This window comes from Prevotella sp. C561 (assembly GCF_000224595.1).
GTDB lineage: Bacteria > Bacteroidota > Bacteroidia > Bacteroidales > Bacteroidaceae > Prevotella > Prevotella jejuni.
Window position 1 is genome coordinate 180,608 of the sequence record NZ_JH114144.1, and the last position, 20,012, is coordinate 200,619.

The following is a 20,012-nucleotide window of genomic DNA, read 5'->3' on the forward strand; positions in this document are numbered from 1 at the left end:
AGAAGAACAGATCATACAAAGGCCCACAGAGACATTAAGTCAACCGATTTCACAGAACCTTACAGCCAAGTGAAGCCTCACCCCCAGCCCCTCTCCGAATGGAGAGGGGAGTGATCACCGAGATACCCCTCCTTCGCTGCTTGTGTCTTGATGGGAATATTGATTCACTCTGATGCCTCTTTGGCTAATCATCAACACCTAACACTCAACATCCAACACCTATCTTTGGCAGTAACGCTCTGTGATATCTGTATGCCGGAGGCGTTCTGTGGACTCGAAACGTTGGTGGAAAAGCTCTGTTACATCTGTGTGTTCTGTGAGAGAAAAACCTCCCCAGCGATTTGCATGAGTCTTATCTTATCAAGAGGGTGCGTTCTATTTCTCACAGAGTAACACAGAAGAACAGAACACACAAAGCTTCACAGAGACATTAAGTCAACCGATGACACAGAATCTTACAGCCAAGTGAAGCCTCACCCCCAGCCCCTTTCCGAATGGAGAAGGGAGTGATCACCGAGATACCCCTCCTTCGCTGCTTGTGTCTTGATGGGAATATAGATTCACTCTGATGCCTCTTTGGCTAATCATCAACACCTAACACTCAATATCCAATACCTATCTTTGGCAGTAACGCTCTGTGATATCTGTATGCCGAAGGCGTTCTGTGGGCTCGAAACGTTGGCGGAAAAGTTCTGTTACATCTGTGTGTTCTGTGAGAGAAAGAACTACCCAAGAGCCGAGTTGCAGACCAATAGGGGTAACGTCACATAACTAACAAACAATTGGCCCCTCCCCCTTCTCCTCCCCAAAAGGGAAGGGCGTAATCACCGAGATACCCCTATAAAAAGGATGTAGGCTTCGTTATGTTCTTTGTTGGCAGTCTTGTAGGGGTAACCTCACATATTATGCCCCTTCCTGTGGGGGAGAGGTTGGGGGAGGGACTACTCTCTCATGGGCTTGAACTGTGTACAAAAAACTCTGTTAAATCTGTGTGCTCTGTGAGAGAAAGGGTGTGTCCTTTATGAGAGAATGATTCTCACGTCCCATGTAAAGTAACCTGATAGATGTAATCTCACTAATCACACTCCTTCTTGCGGGAGAAGGAAGGGGGGAAGGGATCAGGCTGGTATGATGTGATGCTATCTTTTTGTTGTTGTTCAGTCCGACAGTGTTCTTTGCCTCTCCTAATATCTTTTGTACCGTAAAACACTGTAAGATAATGTGTAAACATGGTTTTTATAGGGATTATAATAGTATAAATCACAAGCAATCTATCCCTAAAAAATCACAAAAATGTAGTAAAATATTGCTTTAGTAGTTGCTTCATAAAAGATAAAAAACTATATTTGTGCCGAAAGAATAATCTAAACAGATTAAAAGGATATAATCTTATTAATACGAGTAAAGGGACATAACGGTCAATGACCGATAGTGAGATAAATATCTTACCTACAGCGAAACAATCTCAAGATGGAGTTATCCATCAATCTATTACTAATATCTAAACTATGTAGCCAATGAGTCCATTAGACTATGTAAAAGCGTTCAATGAGTTTCTGTGGAACAGTTTTCTCATGTATGCATTGTTAGGCGTAGGCATTTTCTACACTGTCTACCTTGGTTTCCCACAGCTTCGTCATCTAAATCTGGCGTTTAAGTATGCTTTTGGTCCGATATTTAAGAAGCGAAAGCCAGGTGAGACGAAAGTTAATTCTTTTCAGGCCTTGGCTACTGCCGTAGCTGCTCAGGTTGGTACAGGAAATATCGGTGGTGTGGCAACAGCCATTGCTACTGGTGGTTTAGGAGCTATCTTCTGGATGTGGGTGTCAGCCCTTTTGGGTATGAGTACCATCTTCTCCGAGGCTGTGCTTGCCCAAAAGTATAAGAAAGAATACCATGGCGAGACCGTTGGTGGCTCAGCTTACTATCTTTATTATGGTCTTGGTAGTAAGTGGCTTGCTGTTTTTTTCTCTATTGCCATTGTCCTTGCCTTAGGCTTTGTTGGCAACATGGTACAGGCCAATTCCATTTCTATCGCCTTGACCAATGCGTTCAACATCCCTTCATGGGTGATAGGTATTGTTTTAGCAGCCGTTGTGGCCGTTGTAGTCATTGGGGGACAGCGTCGTATCACTGCTCTTGCCGAGCTTTTAGTACCGTTCATGGCGATAGTCTATATCCTCGGTTCATTGATTATTATTTATATGTTTGCCGATCAGTTGCCGCATGTTCTCCGTACCATCTTTACTGATGCTTTCTCTTTGAAGTCTGCTGCAGGTGGTGCCGCAGGAACAGTGATGAAGTATGCCATCCGTTATGGTGTTGCACGTGGATTGTTCTCTAACGAGGCAGGTATGGGTTCCACTCCTCATGCTCATGCTTTAGCCGATGTCAAAGACCCATGCGAACAGGGCTTTGTGGCTATGGCAGGTGTGTTTGTAGATACCGTTCTCATCTGTACCTCAACGGCATTTGTCATCATGCTTACGGGTGTTTATAGTAACACAAGCTTAAAGTCTGTAGCTATCACACAACAAGGCTTTGAGATAGCATTTGGAGAAGGAGGTATCATCTTCCTTGCCATCAGTCTTATCTTCTTTGCTTTCACGACGATTATAGGCTGGTATATGTTTGCCGAGATGAACATCAAGTTCATGTTTGGTAAGAAGGGCGTTCGTTTCTATCGCCCCCTTGTAGTCCTCTTTGTCTTCTTGGGTTGTCTCTTTGCAGCCGACTTGGTATGGGAGTTAGCCGACTCCTTCAATGGTCTGATGGTCATCCCTAACCTTATTGGTATCATCTTCCTTGCTCCACAGGTGAAGAAGTTATACAAGAATTTCTTGGCTAACAGGAAGAAAAAGGAGGCTTAGAGAGGGGTGAGAGTAGCTTCCCCAGCTGGCCCCTCCCCCTTCCCCTCCCCCGCAGGGAAGGGGCGTGATCACCGAGATACCCCTATTGGGAGGATGTACGCTTCGTTCTATCCTCTTACTGGCTGACTTGTAGGGGTAACCTCACATATTACGCCCCTTTCCTGCGGGGGAGGGGATGGGGGAGGGGCCAATCCCTTATGGGGTCGAACAGTGCGCCAATATGCTCTGATAGATCTGTGCATTCTGTGAGAGAAAGAACTATCCTCCGTGAGAGAAAGAACTGTTCTCCGAGAGAGAAAACTATCCTCCGTGTGAGAATGAAATATCCTCTGTGCGAGAAAGAACTACCCAAGGATGCGAGCTGTGTGCCACTTTGTAAGAGAAAAAACACCCCAGCGAATTGTTTGTGTTTTATTTCATTGAGAGAGTGTATTCCTTCTCTCACCTAGTAACACTGATAACAACCAAGCACCGAGTAACACAGATAATTACCAAGATACTCCTGTGAAAAGGAGGCTCTCCCCAACCTCTCTAAGCAGGAGAAGAACTGGAAGAGAGATTGTTCGGCTGCGAGGAGAGTCAGGGCAGCTCTTAGACTTAGGCCTATTCCGTCACAGGAACCCCATGAGTGTTCTTTGTCTCGTCGATGACAAAGATACTATGAAGGCTACCAATACAATCAATCTTACCCAGCGTATTGAGCATGAACTGTTGATAACGCTTCATGTCGTGTGCATAAACCTTAATAAGAAAGTCATAGTCACCGCTGGTGTTATAACATTCAGTTATCTCATCAATATTCTGTACGACGTCCATAAACTCTTGGATGAGGTCTTGTGTGTGCTGTTTTAACCGAATGTTACATAGAACCATGATGCCATTTCCCACCTTATGAGAATTAACCACAGCCATATAGCGCTCTATGTAACCCTCACGTTCTAATCGTTTTTGTCGTTCGAAAACAGGCGAGGGTGAGAGATGAACACGGGCCGCCAGTTCCTTGACAGTTAGGTGGGAGTCACGCTGAAGAATCTTCAGTATCTTTCTGTCAATATCGTCTAATATCGTTGTGTTGTCCATTTTGTAAATTGCTGTTTTAGTAGAATAATATTCTGTATAAGACTTTAATTCTTGGCAAAGTTAGTATAATTTCCCGAATAAACAAGAATATTTTGAAGCCAAAAAAGAATTTCTCTAACTTTGCATCCACATTCATAATGATAACAAAAAGAAAGGGTAAAAGAATATGAGCAGTGTCAGAGCAAATGCACCTTATCGTGCAGACATCGTAGGAAGTTTTCTTCGTCCAGCAGAGTTGAAGGAAGCAAGACAGAAATTCGTTGAAGGGAAGATAGATGCTTCAGCGTTGAAGGCTGTTGAGGATCGCCTCATCACCGACCTTATTGCTAAGCAGAAGGCTCACGGCTTGAAGGTAATAACTGATGGAGAGTTCCGTAGAAGCTATTGGCACTTAGACTTTATGTGGGGTTTCAATGGCATAGAGGAGATAGAACTCGACCATGGTTATCAATTCCACGGAGAGGAGACAACACGTGGTTCTATTGCTTTGTCTGGTCGTATTAGTGGTGAGAATCATCCATTTGTAGAGCACTTTAAGTTCGTAAAGCAATTTGAAGAGGAGGGTGTGACAGCCCGACAAACGATACCTGCTCCAGCCCAGTTGTTTGCAGAACTGTTCAGAGGTGATAACACAAAGAATACGTTGAAGTATTATCCTGACGTTGACGTGCTTATTGAGGACATTGCGAAGGCCTACCGTCAGGTGATTGTCGACCTTTATGCTGCTGGATGTCGTAATATTCAGTTTGATGATTGCACGTGGGGTATGGTGGTCGACAAGAACTATTGGAAAGCACATGGAGGAGACAAGGAAACACTCGACGATTTGGCTAAGAAATATCTAAAGGTGAATAACTTAGCCCTTGAAGGACGACCAAAGGAAGTTGCTTTCACCACACATATCTGTCGTGGTAATTACCATTCCACTTACGCTGCCGAAGGAGCATACGACCCTGTTGCCCCTTATGTCTTTGCGCAAGAGAACGTGGATGCATTCTATTTGGAGTATGATGATGCCCGTTCAGGAGGTTTCGAGCCGTTGAAGTATATCCCAAACGGCAAGCAGGTAGTCCTCGGACTCATCACCACGAAGCGTCCAGAACTCGAAAGCCCTGCAGAGATAGTGGCCCGAATAAGTGATGCAGAACTTTACATTCCTCATAACGACCTCTGTCTTAGTCCACAATGTGGCTTTGCTTCCTGTGAGATAGGTAACAAACTCACCGAGGAAGAGCAATGGGCAAAGATAGACCTTGTGCAGGAGATTGCTGCGGAGGTGTGGGGTAAATAAGAGAAACAACCCATTTAAGTATTGGTATGAAACATTAATTCTAATACCATTCAGTAATGTTGTTTACATCATTTGTATCATAAAAGTCCATATCGAATATAAAGGCTGAGCTCCATGTGAGGGGTTCAGCCTTTATAAATTTACAGGCTCCCTGTAAAATCAGTAAAAAGTTAGGTTAGCGTTGTTAAGCAATATGTACCATGAAGTGTTGTCTTAATTCATTATTTTTAGGTATTGTCTTATTCTGACTAATGTTATACTTTTGCCAAAGAATTTATAACATATTTTTGATACCCATGGAATTAGGTAAAAGAATAAAATTTAATATGAATATGAACAAGAAAATTATGTTTGTGTTAGCTGCGCTGCTAACAACTTTTGCATCGTTAAGTGCTAAAACCGCATTGATAATCGTAGCTCATGGATCGCCTATGGAGTCATGGCGCAAACCTGTATTAGCGCTTGAACCACTTGTAAAAGAGCAAGTTGAAAAAAAGAAGCTCAAAGGTATAGATATCGTAAAGGTGGCACTTATGGAATATACCGAACCTTCCGTGGCTTCTGTAGTGAAGGCATGTGAGGCAGAAGGTGCAGACACGATCTTTGCTCTTCCTGTCTTTATGGCACCATCAAGTCATACTGAAGAAGACCTTCCAAATATTCTCGGACATAAATACAATCCTTTCGTAAGAGAAGAGTTGGCAGAGGAGAACACAGAGTTGGTACATACCAAAACACCCATCATCCTTGGTCCAACTTTCTATTATAGCTACTTGTTAGAAGAGAGTATGTTAAATCGGGTACAAAGCCTTTCTAAAGACGCACCTAATGAAGCTGTAATCTTCTTGGCTCATGGTGATCCTGAACGAGATGGCTTTTGGGCAGAAGTCCTAAAGAATGTTGATAAGTACACTAAAGAACATACAAAGATTAATTATGTTGATCATGCTCTTATCGAAATGGGACATGATTTTGCCAATGAGTTGATGCCATTATTGACAAAAGCTTCAGCAAAGAAGAAGCGAATCATAGTTCAGGGTATCTATCTGACCTCTGATGTGAAGCGTATGGCTGATCGTCATAAGATGACAGATGTACAAAAAGATCTTGTTAAGAAGACAGGAGTAGACATCGTGTATAGTGCAGATGGTATTCTTCCTGCTTGTACTCCGCTTGTGGTAGATTGGATAGTAGCCCAAACAAATAAATGGGTTGAAAGCAAACGATAAATAGTTTCGATATGAAGAACCTTTTATTATGGTGTCTTTTCACGTTTCTTGGGCTCTTTATTCCTTCTCAGGAGGTAGGAGCCCAAGAAAGTAGGGTATATGGTTATGTGACGGATGCCAGTGATGAGGCACTGATTGGTGTGACCGTTCGGATCCAAGGAACTCAGATAGCAACTATTACAGATGTTAATGGTCGTTATCAATTGAATGGCGACTTTAATAAAAGTTCAGTGTTAATCTTTACTTATATCGGGTATGCTCAGAAGAAAGTCAATTATGACGGGAGAGAGAAGATAGATGTAAAGATGCAATCGTCAGAGAATAAATTGGGCGAAGTCGTGGTGAAGGCAAAGAGTAACATCAATGCTATCGACCTTCGTGCAAAGGCAGGAATCGTTGAGTTGATAGATATGAAACGTCTCAACGAGAAACCAATGATTGACATGGGGTTGGCTCTACAAGGTATGGTACCTGGATTGAACGTTATCAATACGGGAGATATTGGAAGTAAGCCACAGATCAGAATACGAGGCAATTCTTCTTTCCGTCATGGCAACACGAGTAATGAGCCGTTGTATGTCCTCGATGGAAAGATTATCTCCGCCGAGACATTCTACAATCTTAATCCACAAGACATAGCAAGTATAAAGGTTCTGAAAGATGCAGCTGCAGGTGCTTTGTATGGTGTAAAGGCTGCTAATGGTGTGTTGGAGATAAGTTCACAGCGCGGTTATAATGGAAAGATGATCCTTACCTACGGTACTGATATGGGCCTGACGATGCGTGGTAGGCGTGGCGTAAAGCTCATGGATACGGATGAAAAATTAGAGTTAGAGCGTTTGTTACAAAATCCTGCAGCTCCAGGCTATCGCTATAGTAGAGATTACTTTGAACGTTATCATGCGTCCGACCCCAATAAAGAACAATTGATAGCAGAAGGAGAAAAGCGTTTGGAAGCTTTAAGAAATATCCATACAGACTGGTTTAAGGAACTTATCCGTAATAATTTCTATCAGAAACACAACATCAGTATAAAAGGTGGAAGTGGGACTACAACTTATTTTCTCTCTGGGAACTATACCTATCAAGGAGGGCGTATAGAAGGTAATAATAAGCAACGGTTTAGTGTTCGTATGGGTTTAGACCAGCAGTTGGGGAAGATAGGATACCTGATGATAGGTGTGTCTGGTGGCTATGCTAAGAGTAAGTCGCCTAATGGATCATCATTCGACCCCACATCTTTAGTTTATAATCTTAATCCTTACGAACAAAAGACAGGTGAACTCTATTCTTATCCGAATAGAAGTTATCGAGATCTCACACAACAATATCAGAGTGATGCCTCAGATAAGAATGCGGGTGTAGACATAAACGTGACTTTAACGCCATGGCAAGGTTTTACTTTAGCTTACGTTGCTGGTTTAGATTATCTTCAGGATGATAATCATAACTTTACGCCAGCTTCTTCATTCACTGAACAAAACACTGGCGTCCCTGATAATGCGAGAGGCATATATAGTCGAATGAAAGGAACGACAATTAACCTGTCAAGTAATCTCCGAGCAACCTATAATCATGTGTTTGCAGACGTTCATGACGTTACACTTGGTGCAAACTACGACTATTATTTGTATAATTATGATGCCGTGGGTATCACCGGATATGGAGTAGGCAATGTTGATGCCCCTTCTGCAATTAATAACTCGTTACACGGAATGCGTCAGCCTTCTGTACGAAATCCTCGTGACAAGAATGCACAGATGGGTATTGGTGTCGTGGCAGGTTATACTTATAATTCAGTCTATGATGCTTACTTCACATATAAGGCTGATGCTTCATCAATACTCCCAGCTGATAAGCGTTGGAATACGGCTTGGGCAGCAGGTTTGGGTTGGACACCAACAAATTATTCATGGTTGAAAGATAATAAGGTCCTTTCAAAATTAAATATTAAAGCATCATACGGTGTTACGGCAAATCTTAATGGTGTGACTGTTTCTAATACTGTTGGTACGTTTATGTTTGGTGAGCAGGCTTATGAGGAAAGTCGTATCTTGTCATTACTATCATTATATAATAAAGATCTGAAGGCTGAACAAAATAAGTCTACAGACTTAGGTTTAACCGTAGAATTATTTAAGCGTATTACACTTGATGTGAACTGGTATAATCGGCGTACCGAACAAGCACTCTTAGATGTACCTATCGCAACAAGTTCGGGCTATTCCTCTCTTAAACGGAACATTGGTATCTTGCAAAATCGTGGTATAGAAATAGGATTAAATGCAAAGATTATAGATGCTTTTGACTGTCGTCTTTCTGTGGGAGGAAATATAGCTTATAATGATAATAAGGTAGTAAGCCTCTATTGGACGGATAAGCTCTATCTTGACGAACAGTCAATAGTGCCTAATTATGAGGTGGGTAAATCATACGACATGATCTATGGTTTACATTCTTTAGGCATCAACCCACTCACGGGTTATCCTGTCTTCTTGACCCCAGAAGGAGTAGAAAAGCAAGGTACGGAACCACTCACAAGGAATGATTTTATTGCTTTAGGTCATCAGACACCTCCATACTCTGGTAGCTTCTACGCCAGTTTCTCTTATAAGCAATTCGATGTTGACGTGTCGTTCTACTATGTCTTTGGTGGGAAGCAACGCTTCTCTTACCAATATGTGCGTAATAGTGATAACGCAATATACAATGCTGTGTCAGGACAAACACAGAAGATGTGGTTTAAACGAGGCGATGAATATAAGGAATACTGGACCCCATTCTATACGCAGAGTATTGCCGAGGAGAATCTTGCGCTCTATCCTAACACAAGGACGATAGGAAGTAGTGATTACATAAAACTCTCGAGCGTATCACTGCGTTACCGAGTTCCATCGAAATGGTTACAGAAGACAATTCCATTCATTCGATATGCGAATCTTGGATTACAAGGTTCTAACCTCTTTACATGGACAAGATATAAGGAGTCTGATCCAGAGAGTGGCACGCTTGCTGGTACGATGCAGCCAATATTCACGTTCAATCTCAATTTGACATTCTAATGATATAGTATGTAAGTAGAGTAGTTTTACATTTAAGACGCATGGATAATACAATATGAAACAAGGTATATTAATATTCAAAAGTGTAGTTGTAGGAGCGTGTCTGACACTGTTAACGGCTTGTAGTCTTAACATTCCACCCCAAGACCAATTCTCTGATCCAGATGCAATAACGAATGTCTCAAATGCTCGATCACTGTTGGCATCGGCCTATTCGTCTTATCCTCATCAAGAATATGAGTTTTCTTTATTGGGGAACGACTTTGTTCCCACCTCTTTGTCTATAAAAGATATCAGTTCATTGAATCTCTATAATTGGAATGATAAGGAGATAAACAAGCTTGCACCAAGCCTTTGGCAAGATTATTACAATGTGATTGCACAATGTGATGGACTTCTTGAGCGTATGAATGGAGTAAAAGCAGAGAATGAAAATGAGGAGAAAGAAAAGATTGTGATAGCTGCTGAGGCTAAGACGTTGAAGGCGTTATGCTATCTACAGTTGCTAAGAATCTTTGCTCCAGCCTACGATGTTAATCCTGATGCGCCTGGGGTTATCCTAAAAAGTGAACTTGGGATTGAGGATAAACAGCGTTCTTCAATACGTGAATGTGTTGCAAAGATAAAGGAATTGCTTACTGATGCCGCCTCTGTAGAGCACAGCTCTGACCGTAATGGATGGTTGTCACAAGAAGCTACACAGTATCTATTAGCTGACTTAGCCCTCTATTCAAATGATTACCAAGGGGCTATAGATGATGGAAATAAGGTTCTTAGCAAGAGCAATGATATTTATTTCACATCAGAAGGACTTAATAGTCTGTGGTCAAAAAACACCTATTCGGGACGTATCTTTGCTTTTAATAATAACTCATCTTACTATGCTGGCATCCAATATAGTAGTCAGGAAGGTGATTATTTTATGGTCAATCCACAGTTGAGTTTTGTTGGGTCAGATCTCCGAAAAGCCTCGTTTGTTTATCCATTTATGATGAATGGCTCTAACAGAGAGCTTCTTGGAAAGTATAATCGATGCAATAAGCAAAATCAGTCAACAAGTTATATCAATACGATGCGGTATGCTGGAGCTTATTTTATTGTTGCTGAGGCATATTGCAGAAAGGGAGATACAGAGGCTGCTCGTAGATTAATCAATCATTATTGGCATTGTATAGGGGTCGCTGAAGCCCCATCGACGATTTCCAATCAAGAACTTCTAAACCTTATCTTAACTGATAAGCAACGTGAGTTTGTAGGTGAGGGCGTGAATTTCTTTGATCTTAAGCGTACACATGCTGCTGCTTTAAAACGACAATCTCAGTGGGGGAATAGTACTACAACCAGTGTAGCGAGCGATGATTATCGTTGGACATTCCCTATTCCTGTGTCTGAATATCGATTTAATAAAGTGGAACAGAACCCCGGATGGCCTTCTAATTAATTTATATGGAACAAAAAATGAAGAAGTTACTCAATAGTTTATTAGTATTAATGTCATTCTTTTTAGTAGCCTGCCATGAGGAGGAAATACCCACAGAAAGTATGACAAATGATGTTGAACTTACCATTCCAAGCACTGCATTATTGTCTGAAGACGATACGACAAGTGTGTCAGTGCATGCAATGATTGCTTTTGCTCCTAAAGAAAAGGTAGAAATAAAGCTTGCGTTTATTGGCAATGATGATAATATTCTGCGTTTGGAAGATGAGAATGTGGTGTTTAATCCCGGGCAGAAGGAGGCCATTGTTCGTGTGAGATCGAATGGTAATCACGTCCTTTCAGTCCCTCGTACAGTTACGTTGCAAGTTGTCTCAGCTTCAACACCATCCGTGAAAGGATTCGGGAAAGGAGTGAAAATCACTGTTAATCCTGATGCCGACATACCTGCACTCACGCCAGCACAATTACAACTCATAGCAGATGTGAAGACAAAGTATGGTGTAGATCTTATGCGTATGATAGGAAAGATACCAGTTGAGACGACAATCACGTTTAATACAGCAGATAAGGAGACTTTCTTTAAAGGACAGGCACAGCGCACGTATAAGGGGTATAGTGTGATAACACTTGCTGATGATGCTACTGTTGATGCACCAACCTTTAAGATGGTGAGCAACCCTATGGGATTAACAACATTCCTCTATGATGTGTTAAAGCGTAAGACGGTTGAAGACGAAGAATTCTTTATGCAGACTCCTTATGGTAGAGCAGCTGTGAAGGCAGCTGATTACAAAGAAGATAAAGAGACTTTTGACGTCAGCTTGGGAGGTATAACCCTCGATATGTCTACGAAGGCTATTACGTTTACAACACAAAAAGAGAATCAATATGGTGACATGATAACGGGTCTACCGTTCATCTATCATTACTCTTTATGGGAGCGTTTGCTTCAGAAGAGAGGCTCCATTGTAGAGATTGAGGAAGACGGGAAGATCGTTGGTTATACCATTGATGATGATTTCTTTATGCAGGGTGGCTCGTTAAATCCTAATAAGTTCCTTGGTATGAGCAATATAAGCAACGATGAGTTTGGTAATAATCCAAGTGATTGGGTTGCGCCTTCTGCTACACTTGACCTTCAGAAGGGGAAGCTATCGTTCCTTTTCCCATGGGACTATGCCGATGGTAATGGCTACGAACAGGTGTCTGTAGTCTATACTTTACGTCCCTAAAAAGTTCTAATTGATTTATGAAGAAAATACGGAAAAAGTTCATTCTATCTACTTTTTGGTTATTTTTTATATTCGGTCTACTATTCTCTGGTTGCGCTTTCGCACAACCTTCATTGAGTGGTGATAGACTTATCTCGCTTCCGAGAGGAACTGTTGAAGGGAAGTTGCAGAATGGATTGCGTTATATTATCTTGCCGAACGCTTTACCACGTCATTGTGTTGAGGTACGAATGGTTATGGATGTTGGCTCTTTACAGGAGGAAGACGATCAGCGTGGAGGTGCACATTTCCTTGAGCACAGTGCTTTTATAGGTACGAAACATTTCCCTAATCGTTCGCTAATTGATTATTTTGAGGGACATGGTATGAAGTTTGGGCGTGATATTAACGCCTTTACGGGGTTCGATCGCACAATCTATTGGCTTTCTTTGCCTTATTATTCTGATCACACAGAGATACTTGATAGCACCTTCTTAGCCCTTCACGATTGGCTAAGTGAGATAGAGTTTGATGGTGCACGTGTGAAAAAAGAACGAGGAGTCATTGTCGAGGAGCTGCGAGGCTACCAACAAAATGATGATTTCTATCGTCTAAAGATGGGGCATAATCGTTATTCTGAACGTATCCCGCTTGGAACGGAACACGATATCAATAGCATTGATAGCGACCGGTTGAAGGCTTTTTATAAGCGATGGTACAACCCCTCTCATGCTACCGTACTTATTGTTGGGCAAGTCAATGTGCCTGAAGTGGTAGAGAAACTAACTCATACGCTTGGCTCTATACCTTCAAGTCGTGATGACAAGCCTATAATTAAGTTTGATATGAGCTATGCTAAGGGTGCCAGCTGGATGCATATTGTAGACAGCATACAGTCGGACAGCAAGTTAGAAGTAATTGTCCCACATACCACTTGTGTTCGTCGAACATTGCAAGATGTGGTTACGAAGCAACGTATGCGTATGTTGCTGCAATGCTTAGATGATCGTTTTACGACAGATGGAGTGAAGTGTAACGTTTCAAATGATTGGTATTTAGCTAATAAAGACCATTTCGTACTGTCTATTCGTGGTACGTCTACTATCGATTTAGAACGTCAGATTAGTGCTGTCTCAGCAGAGTGTCATCGTCTTTTACGTTTTGGTGTGTCACATGACGAACTACAGCAACTTGTTGATTCACGTCTAAACCATTTCGCATCTGACACTACTCAGAACCTATCGGCTAACATCTGTGATGATTTCGTTGATTATATCACAGCTGGAGATCGCACCCTTTGGATGCCTTGTGAGGTGGAATGGGTACGACAACAAGTTGCGATGACGACGAGTTCCCAGCTGCAACAACTCTTAGGTGATGTTCTTAAACAAATGAGACGCAGTCGTCTGTATGCTTACACATCGGTCAAAAAAGATACAAAGGAAGGCTATCTCACTGCTAAAAAAGCTGATGAAGCATGGCGAATGGGAGAGAAACAGCAAATGAAGCCCTATCATTTCCAAAGAAAAGAGCAAGTAACAGAGATGCGTGTCAAGGCTCCCATGTGTTTAGTCCAACCAGCGACTTTTATGTCGGAGAGCATTAAGAGTCAACAGCAATGGGGCGACTTAGGGATAGAAGAAGTGATATTGAAGAATGGGGTCAGGCTCATTCTCCGACCGACCATTGACGAGGACTCCGTTATCTCCCTGGCTGCAATAGGACGTGGGGGAACTGCTGACTTATCACTACCACAACAATTAAAAGTGTATGATGCTATTAGTTACGTAGATATGGGTGGTTTGTCTAAGGTTGCAAATGATAGCTTATTGTCTTATATGACTCAAGAGAGTCTTTCTATGACGGTTGGGGAAGATGCGTTCTGGCACCAGCTCTTGGCTTCCTCACCTTCCAATAAAGCTACTGAACTATTCAACTTGGTTTATCAGAAGATGTGTTTCCCAGGTATCAACCGTGAGGACTTTAAGGAGACTGTAGCTGCAGAGATTGAAGACTTAGGCAAAGATACCATACTCGACAAGATGCTTTCACATGATATCGACCGTTTAATGACAATGACCATAGATTCGTTGGTAGGCAATTCAGTTGATAATAGCAGGAGCTACCTTACTAAATCGGTCTTGGAGACATTGGATATTGACACACTTACAAACTATTATAAACGTTTGTTTGGCGATCCTTCAAGGCTTACGATAGTGATGACTGGCAATTTCTCTATGAGAGAAGTGTTGCCAAAGGCTATTGCGACGTTTGCCCAGATGCCTAAGCAAACGGTGCCTTTACCGCTGAACAATACGCCTTTCAGGGTTGGTAAAGAGATGTTTACGAAGGGTTTTGATGGTGGTAATGACCATCAAACACTTGTCAACTACGTTTTTGCTGGTAATTACTCTCCTTCACTCCGTAATTCTCTTTGCTTGAAACTGATACGTGATGTGTTGCAAGACAGGTTATTGAAGGTGTTACGTGAAAGGGAGAATCTGGTCTACTCACCTTTTGTTGACCTTTATTATAATGGTGTACCACAGCAGAAATATGAGTTTATGATTACTGTATCGATGAAGGACGGCAACCAGCAACGAGTAGAATATTTGTTGCAAGACATCATAAACCAGCTAAAGACGACACCTATCACAGCCTCAGAGCTTAATAAGATGAAGCGCTCATTCCTCGTCACGAAAGATAAGGTGCTTAACGATAAGGCACCTTCTGAATGGAAAACAGCTTTGATGTCACTTGTTAAGAATGGCGAATCATTGCACGACTTCGAACATTATGCGATGTGTCTGAACGAGATCACACCTAAGACATTACAAGAGATGATCAACGAATTGATTGTTTGGAATCAAAGATATGTAGTATATAAAACACAAAAGAAATGAAGATTATAAAGAAATTACGTTTACTTGTTTGCCTCGTTTGTATGCTTATGGCGACTCAGGCAATAGCACAAACACAATCGCAACCTGAGGCCTATCGCTTGTATGACAGTAAAGGAAAGTCAATAACATACGACCAGTTGATAAAGGCTATAGCAAAAGTTGATGTTGTCTTTGTAGGCGAGATCCACAACTGTGTGATAACCCACTGGCTGGAGCAGAAACTCCTTGAAAGTCTTTACAAGGTCCATGGAAAGAGCCTGAAGATGGGTATGGAGATGTTTGAAAGCGATAACCAACTCATCCTTGATGAATATCTTCACGGACAGATAACAGGCGATCGCTTTGAGGATGAGGCACGTCTCTGGCCGAATTACAGTACTGATTATGCGGGTTTAATCTCTTATGCACGCGAACATCATATCCCTGTCGTTGCTACGAATGTTCCTCGTCGTTATGCCACAGCAGTGAAAGAGCACGGTTTGGCCTATCTTGATTCGCTCTCTACGGAGGCGAAGTCGTACATGGCACCGCTCCCTATACGTTTTCAGACGAACGAGAGTGTTGAACAAGGATTTGCACTCATGGGTGTCATGGGTAAGAATAAGAATACCAACCCACGTCAGATTGCTGAGGCACAAGCTATCAAAGATGCTACGATGGCTTGGCGAATAGCCAAGAACCTACCATCGAAATTTATTCATTTCAATGGTAACTTCCATACAGATAACCATGATGGTATTATTCCTTATCTCTTGCAATATAAACCAGGAACAACCTATACGGTTGTGAGAGCTGTCAGACAAGAAGACATATCTCATTTAGAAGAAGACTATAAGGGTATTGCTGATTTTTATATCTGTGTACCAGAAGACATGACAACATCTTACTAATCACAAAACAGTATTGTAAAAATGCGGACGCTCCTATCGAGTGTCCGCATTCTTTTATGCGCATAGCATGGCTATGATTGAAATTCTTTTCGTATAATCATGAGTAGCCTTCTGCGTCTTATTCAACTACTACAGGACGGATAGAATCCCCACAACGGCAGTTCTCACCATTGTTATCATAGATGCCGTCATTGTCGAATGTGATTGCACGAGCATAATCTGCTGCATCTTCAAAGAGGATAGAAGAGAAATAGTAACCACCATATCCCGCATATCTCACAGCCTTGGTATCATCATAGCGTGAACCAGCACATGGAAGGAAAAGGCCTTTTGAGAGATCGTCTTGTGTTATTTCCTTTGGGAATCTGATAGTCATAGCAACCTCTCCCTCTGCTGGTTCGGTAACCAAATAGCCATAGACTTGCTTGTTGTCTTCTACCGTGACATAGCCAAACTGCCATTTACCATTCTGTGCTAATGTGCTGACCTCTGAATAACGTGGTAGGCGATAAGTTCCTTTCGTAGCCCAATAAGCGATATCCCCGAATGCTGCTTGATTGAAATCAGTTGTCTCATTTGTGAATTTCTCGTCTGTGTACATCTTACCTGCGATATCTGTCTTTGTCGTATTTCCGCACACGTCTTTCGAGTAAGTGAGGGCGTTATTACCACATACACCAAAGTTGAAATGGTCGATCTGGTCGTCAGCCTGTTCTATCTCATGCTTATAAGCTTCAGTAGAGTTTCTGTGGAGTCCATATCGTGGCTTAAAGTATTCCCATTGATTGTCTGCAATTTTCCATGTACCCTTGTCATATTGCAGATTTCCTGTAGCCCATTTCACACCAAAAAGCGTAACATATTTTGTTGAGCCCTTTGGCGTTTCTTTAGCTACAAAGGTTATGTCCTCTATGTCGTCGGCGTCGATTTCTATTGTACCACCACTTTTCTTTACCACCTTCATTTGATAGGTTTGTGCAAAGAGTGTCCCGAACGTGAAAGCAAGGAGAAGTGTAAGTATATATTTCTTCATTTTATTGTCTTTTGATTGTTATTAATTTGTTTCGTTAAGTTATTATTTATCTATTGCCATTTTGATGTTCCCATTTGGCGTACAAAGTAGGTAGATGCCTTTAGAGTAGGTTGATAGGTCGATGTCTATCTTGCCGTCAGCTGTTGCTTGACCCTTAAAGACACGTCGACCGTCTATCGTCATAATGCTAACTGTAGCCTCCGTAGGAAGACCGTAGAGGAGGACATGTCCTATGTGATACTCTACTTGTGGCTTACCTATAGGCTGTTTACTTGGAAGGGAAATGCCTGTAGGAGTACTACTGAAAAAGTATTTAAGCACGCGTCCCAGTTCCACCGTAATGGTCTTCTCTGGTGTTGTTGCTGTCATACTTCCATTTGAGAACGTGATTTGTGGTTGACTTGATAGAGCAAACTCAGCCTTTGTTCCATCACGAAGTTCTACGCAAAAGAACTTTACTGGTCCTGCTGCTCTCACACTGAGAGGTGTGAGAAGGCAGCCGAGCAGTAGAAGAAAGATTAATTTTCGGTTCATTGTTTTGTTTGATTTATTAATAAGATGTCTGTTTTGTATTACTGTGATTACTGTTGATGGACGTGTTACTTATTCTTGTGCATGGTATAGGTGACCTTTACCTGTTCATATCCGTTAGCAGCCTCAAAGTCCCAAGGGAATACAAATGTCATCGTTCCCTTTGTAAAGTCAAATTGCCCAGATGGTTCAATCCAGTCAGAAGGAGAGTTGCCAAAGGTATCATGACTGACATCACTGACTGCAAGCCATCTTTGTGGGTCAATCGAACCACCAGCTAAGAGGAACTCGTCAGTCACCTGATACCCTACCATCTTTCCGTTCTCTTTAACGTAGACAAGCGCACCTTCGTCACGTAGCTTCTTTACCCTCTCCCATGCCGAGAAATGGTAGACGAAGGGTAGGGCGGAGATCAGCTCGTCGTAGGCGTTAGAACGTTGGACGAGGAAGTCTATCTTACCCGATGATGGAACGAGCTTAATATCGTCGAGTGTCATACTAAACTGTTCTTTGGTCGCATCATAACCGATAGCTTGTACGATAGCGTTCCCGTATGGTTGTTGTAGGAAGAACTCCTGATCCTCGACGGTCTTGTGCTTCAATACGTCATAGAAAAACGAGGTGAGTCCCATCGGATTGTCAATAATCTTCAGTACGGGTGTTTCTTCGGTTGCTTTCTCGCTTAGCGTGATGATGCTATAGCCCTTAGTTGTAAGTTGCGTTTCTCCTTTGAAATAGCTTTCTTTGTCCTCTGTGTTGAATGATACGGTTGCCTCAACAGGAACCTTACCCATTAAGTTGGTGAGGTCGAACCCATATTTCTGTTTATACCCTTCGATGAGTTGCAGCTGGTGTGCACTTAGTTGCGGAACATCTGAGTCTGGGTTGACGGTTATCTTCACACCTGCGTCGGCTGCTTTTATGCGTGGGTTCGATGTGTTCCCAACACTGATGCTTAGCGTCTTAGGCATGGAAAGCAGATGTTTGGTATTTGATATAACTTTCACCGTAGCCTCTTTCTGTCCAGCTTTGAGCTGAACTACACTTCGTTCTAAACGCACGATCTCATCTTCATTACCTTTTATGTCAAGGTTGATGGTTTCGTCTTTCGTCGGTGCGAATGCTATTAGCAGGTGAAGGGTGATACCTTCTGTATCGTCTTCATTCATAAAAGCATTCCCTACCACAGAGAGTGCAACGCTATTTGTCATCTCTTCATCTGCTTTGTTTTCGGTGCTACAAGATGCTGTTAGGCATACTATGAGAAGCAACAAAACACTTGTTTTTATGACTTTCATTCTTTTCTTTGTTTTTAATTATATATTTGTTTGTTCTTATTCAAGGTTTGTCGACTACATCTCCTAATACGTGTTGTCAATCGTTATAAGGTTTCCATCAAGCGGGTTGTAGACGAGAGGCCCTCCTTTGCACTATTTTCTTGATATTTGTAAGGGGTAGCAAAAGTAAAAGAAATGGTAGGTCGTACAATACCTAATAATGATGAAATTTCTAACGCTCTGTGTTCTCTGTATGCCGAAGGCGTTCTGTGACTGAGTGGCCCCTCCCCCGACCCCTCCCCCGAAGGGAAGGGGAGTGATCACCGAGATACCCCTATGGGTTGGATGTAGGCTTCGTGTTGTCCCTTATTAGTATTGAAAATAGCAGTAACGTTCTGTGATATCTGTATGCCGAAGGCGTTCTGTGGGATCGAAACGTTGGTGGAAAAGCTCTGTTACATCTGTGTGTTCTGTGAGGGAAAGAACTACCCAAGAACCATGTAGCAGGCCAATAGGGGTAACCTCACATACTACGCCCCTCCCTGCGGGGGAGGGGTTGGGGGAGGGGCCACCTCCTCATGGGTTCGAAACAGTGCGCAAAAAGGTTCTGTTAAATCTGTGAGTTCTGTGAGAGAAAAATCTCCCCACGACTCTCAAGTGTCTTCTTTTTCTCACAGAAAAACACAGAAGAACAGAACACACAGCATTCCACAGAGACATTAAGTCAACCGATTTCACAGAACCTTACAGCCATCATTAGCAGTAACGCTCTGTGAACTCTGTATGCCGGAGGCGTTCTGTGGGCTCGAAACTGTGCGCAAAAAGGCTCTGTTAACTCTGTGAGCTCTGTGAGAGATAAACCTCCCCAGCGTGTTGTTTGTGTGTCATCTCATAGAGTGGGTGTGTTCTTTTTCTCACAGAACACACAGATGAACAGATCATACAAAGGCCCACAGAGACATTAAGTCAACCGATGACACAGAAACTTACAGCCAACATTAGCTATAACGTTCTGTGACCTCTGTATGCCGAAGGCGTTCTGTGGGCTTGAAACGTTGGTGGAAAAGTTCTGTTACACCTGTGAGTTCTGTGGGAGAAAGAACTCCCCAGCGATCCTCAAGCGTCCTTTCTCTTACAGTGGGTGCATTCTATTTCTCACAGAGTAACACAGAAGAACAGAACACACAAGGTTTC

Annotated in this window: 12 protein-coding genes; 8 read left to right on the forward strand and 4 right to left on the reverse strand. The window is 42.3% G+C overall.

Annotated elements, in window-relative coordinates:
- Positions 1-1,517: 1,517 nt before the first annotated feature.
- The gene (locus tag HMPREF0666_RS07365; RefSeq protein WP_009011758.1) at positions 1,518-2,870 is read left to right on the forward strand and encodes a sodium:alanine symporter family protein; all 1,353 of its coding nucleotides are present in this window, start codon (positions 1,518-1,520) and stop codon (positions 2,868-2,870) included.
- Positions 2,871-3,473: 603 nt separating this feature from the next.
- Here the strand turns inward: HMPREF0666_RS07365 and HMPREF0666_RS07370 are convergent.
- Positions 3,474-3,950 (reverse strand): Lrp/AsnC family transcriptional regulator, encoded by a 477-nt coding sequence (locus HMPREF0666_RS07370; protein WP_009011759.1) that lies wholly within the window; start codon positions 3,948-3,950, stop codon positions 3,474-3,476.
- Between the two features lie 166 nt (positions 3,951-4,116).
- Between HMPREF0666_RS07370 and HMPREF0666_RS07375 the strand changes: the two genes are divergently transcribed.
- The 7 genes from HMPREF0666_RS07375 to HMPREF0666_RS07405 all read left to right on the forward strand — a co-directional run bounded on the left by HMPREF0666_RS07375 (position 4,117) and on the right by HMPREF0666_RS07405 (position 15,977).
- On the forward strand, positions 4,117-5,241 hold the full coding sequence (locus HMPREF0666_RS07375) for a 5-methyltetrahydropteroyltriglutamate--homocysteine S-methyltransferase (protein WP_009011760.1): 1,125 nt from the start codon (positions 4,117-4,119) through the stop codon (positions 5,239-5,241).
- 332 nt (positions 5,242-5,573) lie between these two features.
- A complete protein-coding gene (locus tag HMPREF0666_RS07380) occupies positions 5,574-6,470 on the forward strand; it encodes a sirohydrochlorin chelatase (RefSeq protein WP_009011761.1) in 897 nt (298 codons plus the stop codon).
- An 11-nt stretch (positions 6,471-6,481) separates the two neighbouring features.
- The gene (locus HMPREF0666_RS07385; RefSeq protein ID WP_009011762.1) at positions 6,482-9,532 is read left to right on the forward strand and encodes a SusC/RagA family TonB-linked outer membrane protein; all 3,051 of its coding nucleotides are present in this window, start codon (positions 6,482-6,484) and stop codon (positions 9,530-9,532) included.
- 55 nt (positions 9,533-9,587) lie between these two features.
- Entirely contained in the window at positions 9,588-10,973 is a 1,386-nt protein-coding gene (locus HMPREF0666_RS07390; RefSeq protein WP_009011763.1) for a RagB/SusD family nutrient uptake outer membrane protein, read from the forward strand.
- Between the two features lie 17 nt (positions 10,974-10,990).
- Positions 10,991-12,205: a DUF4929 family protein gene (locus HMPREF0666_RS07395; protein ID WP_042856162.1), complete on the forward strand. Its 1,215-nt coding sequence runs from the start codon at positions 10,991-10,993 to the stop codon at positions 12,203-12,205.
- 17 nt (positions 12,206-12,222) lie between these two features.
- The gene (locus tag HMPREF0666_RS07400) at positions 12,223-15,087 is read left to right on the forward strand and encodes a pitrilysin family protein (RefSeq protein ID WP_009011765.1); all 2,865 of its coding nucleotides are present in this window, start codon (positions 12,223-12,225) and stop codon (positions 15,085-15,087) included.
- Entirely contained in the window at positions 15,084-15,977 is an 894-nt protein-coding gene (locus tag HMPREF0666_RS07405) for a ChaN family lipoprotein (RefSeq protein ID WP_009011766.1), read from the forward strand. The genes HMPREF0666_RS07400 and HMPREF0666_RS07405 overlap by 4 nt, the downstream gene beginning before the upstream one ends.
- Before the next feature lie 118 nt (positions 15,978-16,095).
- Here the strand turns inward: HMPREF0666_RS07405 and HMPREF0666_RS07410 are convergent, their stop codons facing one another.
- From HMPREF0666_RS07410 to HMPREF0666_RS07420, 3 genes are all read right to left on the reverse strand, one after another.
- The gene (locus HMPREF0666_RS07410) at positions 16,096-17,010 is read right to left on the reverse strand and encodes a hypothetical protein (protein WP_009011767.1); all 915 of its coding nucleotides are present in this window, start codon (positions 17,008-17,010) and stop codon (positions 16,096-16,098) included.
- 42 nt (positions 17,011-17,052) lie between these two features.
- Positions 17,053-17,544 (reverse strand): T9SS type A sorting domain-containing protein, encoded by a 492-nt coding sequence (locus tag HMPREF0666_RS07415; RefSeq protein ID WP_009011768.1) that lies wholly within the window; start codon positions 17,542-17,544, stop codon positions 17,053-17,055.
- A 65-nt stretch (positions 17,545-17,609) separates the two neighbouring features.
- Complete coding sequence (locus HMPREF0666_RS07420; RefSeq protein WP_009011769.1) at positions 17,610-18,839, reverse strand: DUF4929 family protein; 1,230 nt, start codon at positions 18,837-18,839, stop codon at positions 17,610-17,612.
- Positions 18,840-20,012 lie beyond the last annotated feature (1,173 nt).

What these genes read in the sequence shown, in the direction of transcription:
- HMPREF0666_RS07380 (WP_009011761.1), top strand. Translation starts at nt 5,574, where the DNA reads ATGAACAAGAAAATTATGTTTGTGTTAGCTGCGCTGCTAACAACTTTT.
- HMPREF0666_RS07405 (WP_009011766.1), top strand. Translation starts at nt 15,084, where the DNA reads ATGAAGATTATAAAGAAATTACGTTTACTTGTTTGCCTCGTTTGTATG.
- HMPREF0666_RS07370 (WP_009011759.1), bottom strand. Translation starts at nt 3,950, where the DNA reads ATGGACAACACAACGATATTAGACGATATTGACAGAAAGATACTGAAG.
- HMPREF0666_RS07415 (WP_009011768.1), bottom strand. Translation starts at nt 17,544, where the DNA reads ATGAACCGAAAATTAATCTTTCTTCTACTGCTCGGCTGCCTTCTCACA.
- HMPREF0666_RS07400 (WP_009011765.1), top strand. Translation starts at nt 12,223, where the DNA reads ATGAAGAAAATACGGAAAAAGTTCATTCTATCTACTTTTTGGTTATTT.
- HMPREF0666_RS07375 (WP_009011760.1), top strand. Translation starts at nt 4,117, where the DNA reads ATGAGCAGTGTCAGAGCAAATGCACCTTATCGTGCAGACATCGTAGGA.
- HMPREF0666_RS07390 (WP_009011763.1), top strand. Translation starts at nt 9,588, where the DNA reads ATGAAACAAGGTATATTAATATTCAAAAGTGTAGTTGTAGGAGCGTGT.
- HMPREF0666_RS07365 (WP_009011758.1), top strand. Translation starts at nt 1,518, where the DNA reads ATGAGTCCATTAGACTATGTAAAAGCGTTCAATGAGTTTCTGTGGAAC.
- HMPREF0666_RS07385 (WP_009011762.1), top strand. Translation starts at nt 6,482, where the DNA reads ATGAAGAACCTTTTATTATGGTGTCTTTTCACGTTTCTTGGGCTCTTT.
- HMPREF0666_RS07420 (WP_009011769.1), bottom strand. Translation starts at nt 18,839, where the DNA reads ATGAAAGTCATAAAAACAAGTGTTTTGTTGCTTCTCATAGTATGCCTA.
- HMPREF0666_RS07395 (WP_042856162.1), top strand. Translation starts at nt 10,991, where the DNA reads ATGAAGAAGTTACTCAATAGTTTATTAGTATTAATGTCATTCTTTTTA.
- HMPREF0666_RS07410 (WP_009011767.1), bottom strand. Translation starts at nt 17,010, where the DNA reads ATGAAGAAATATATACTTACACTTCTCCTTGCTTTCACGTTCGGGACA.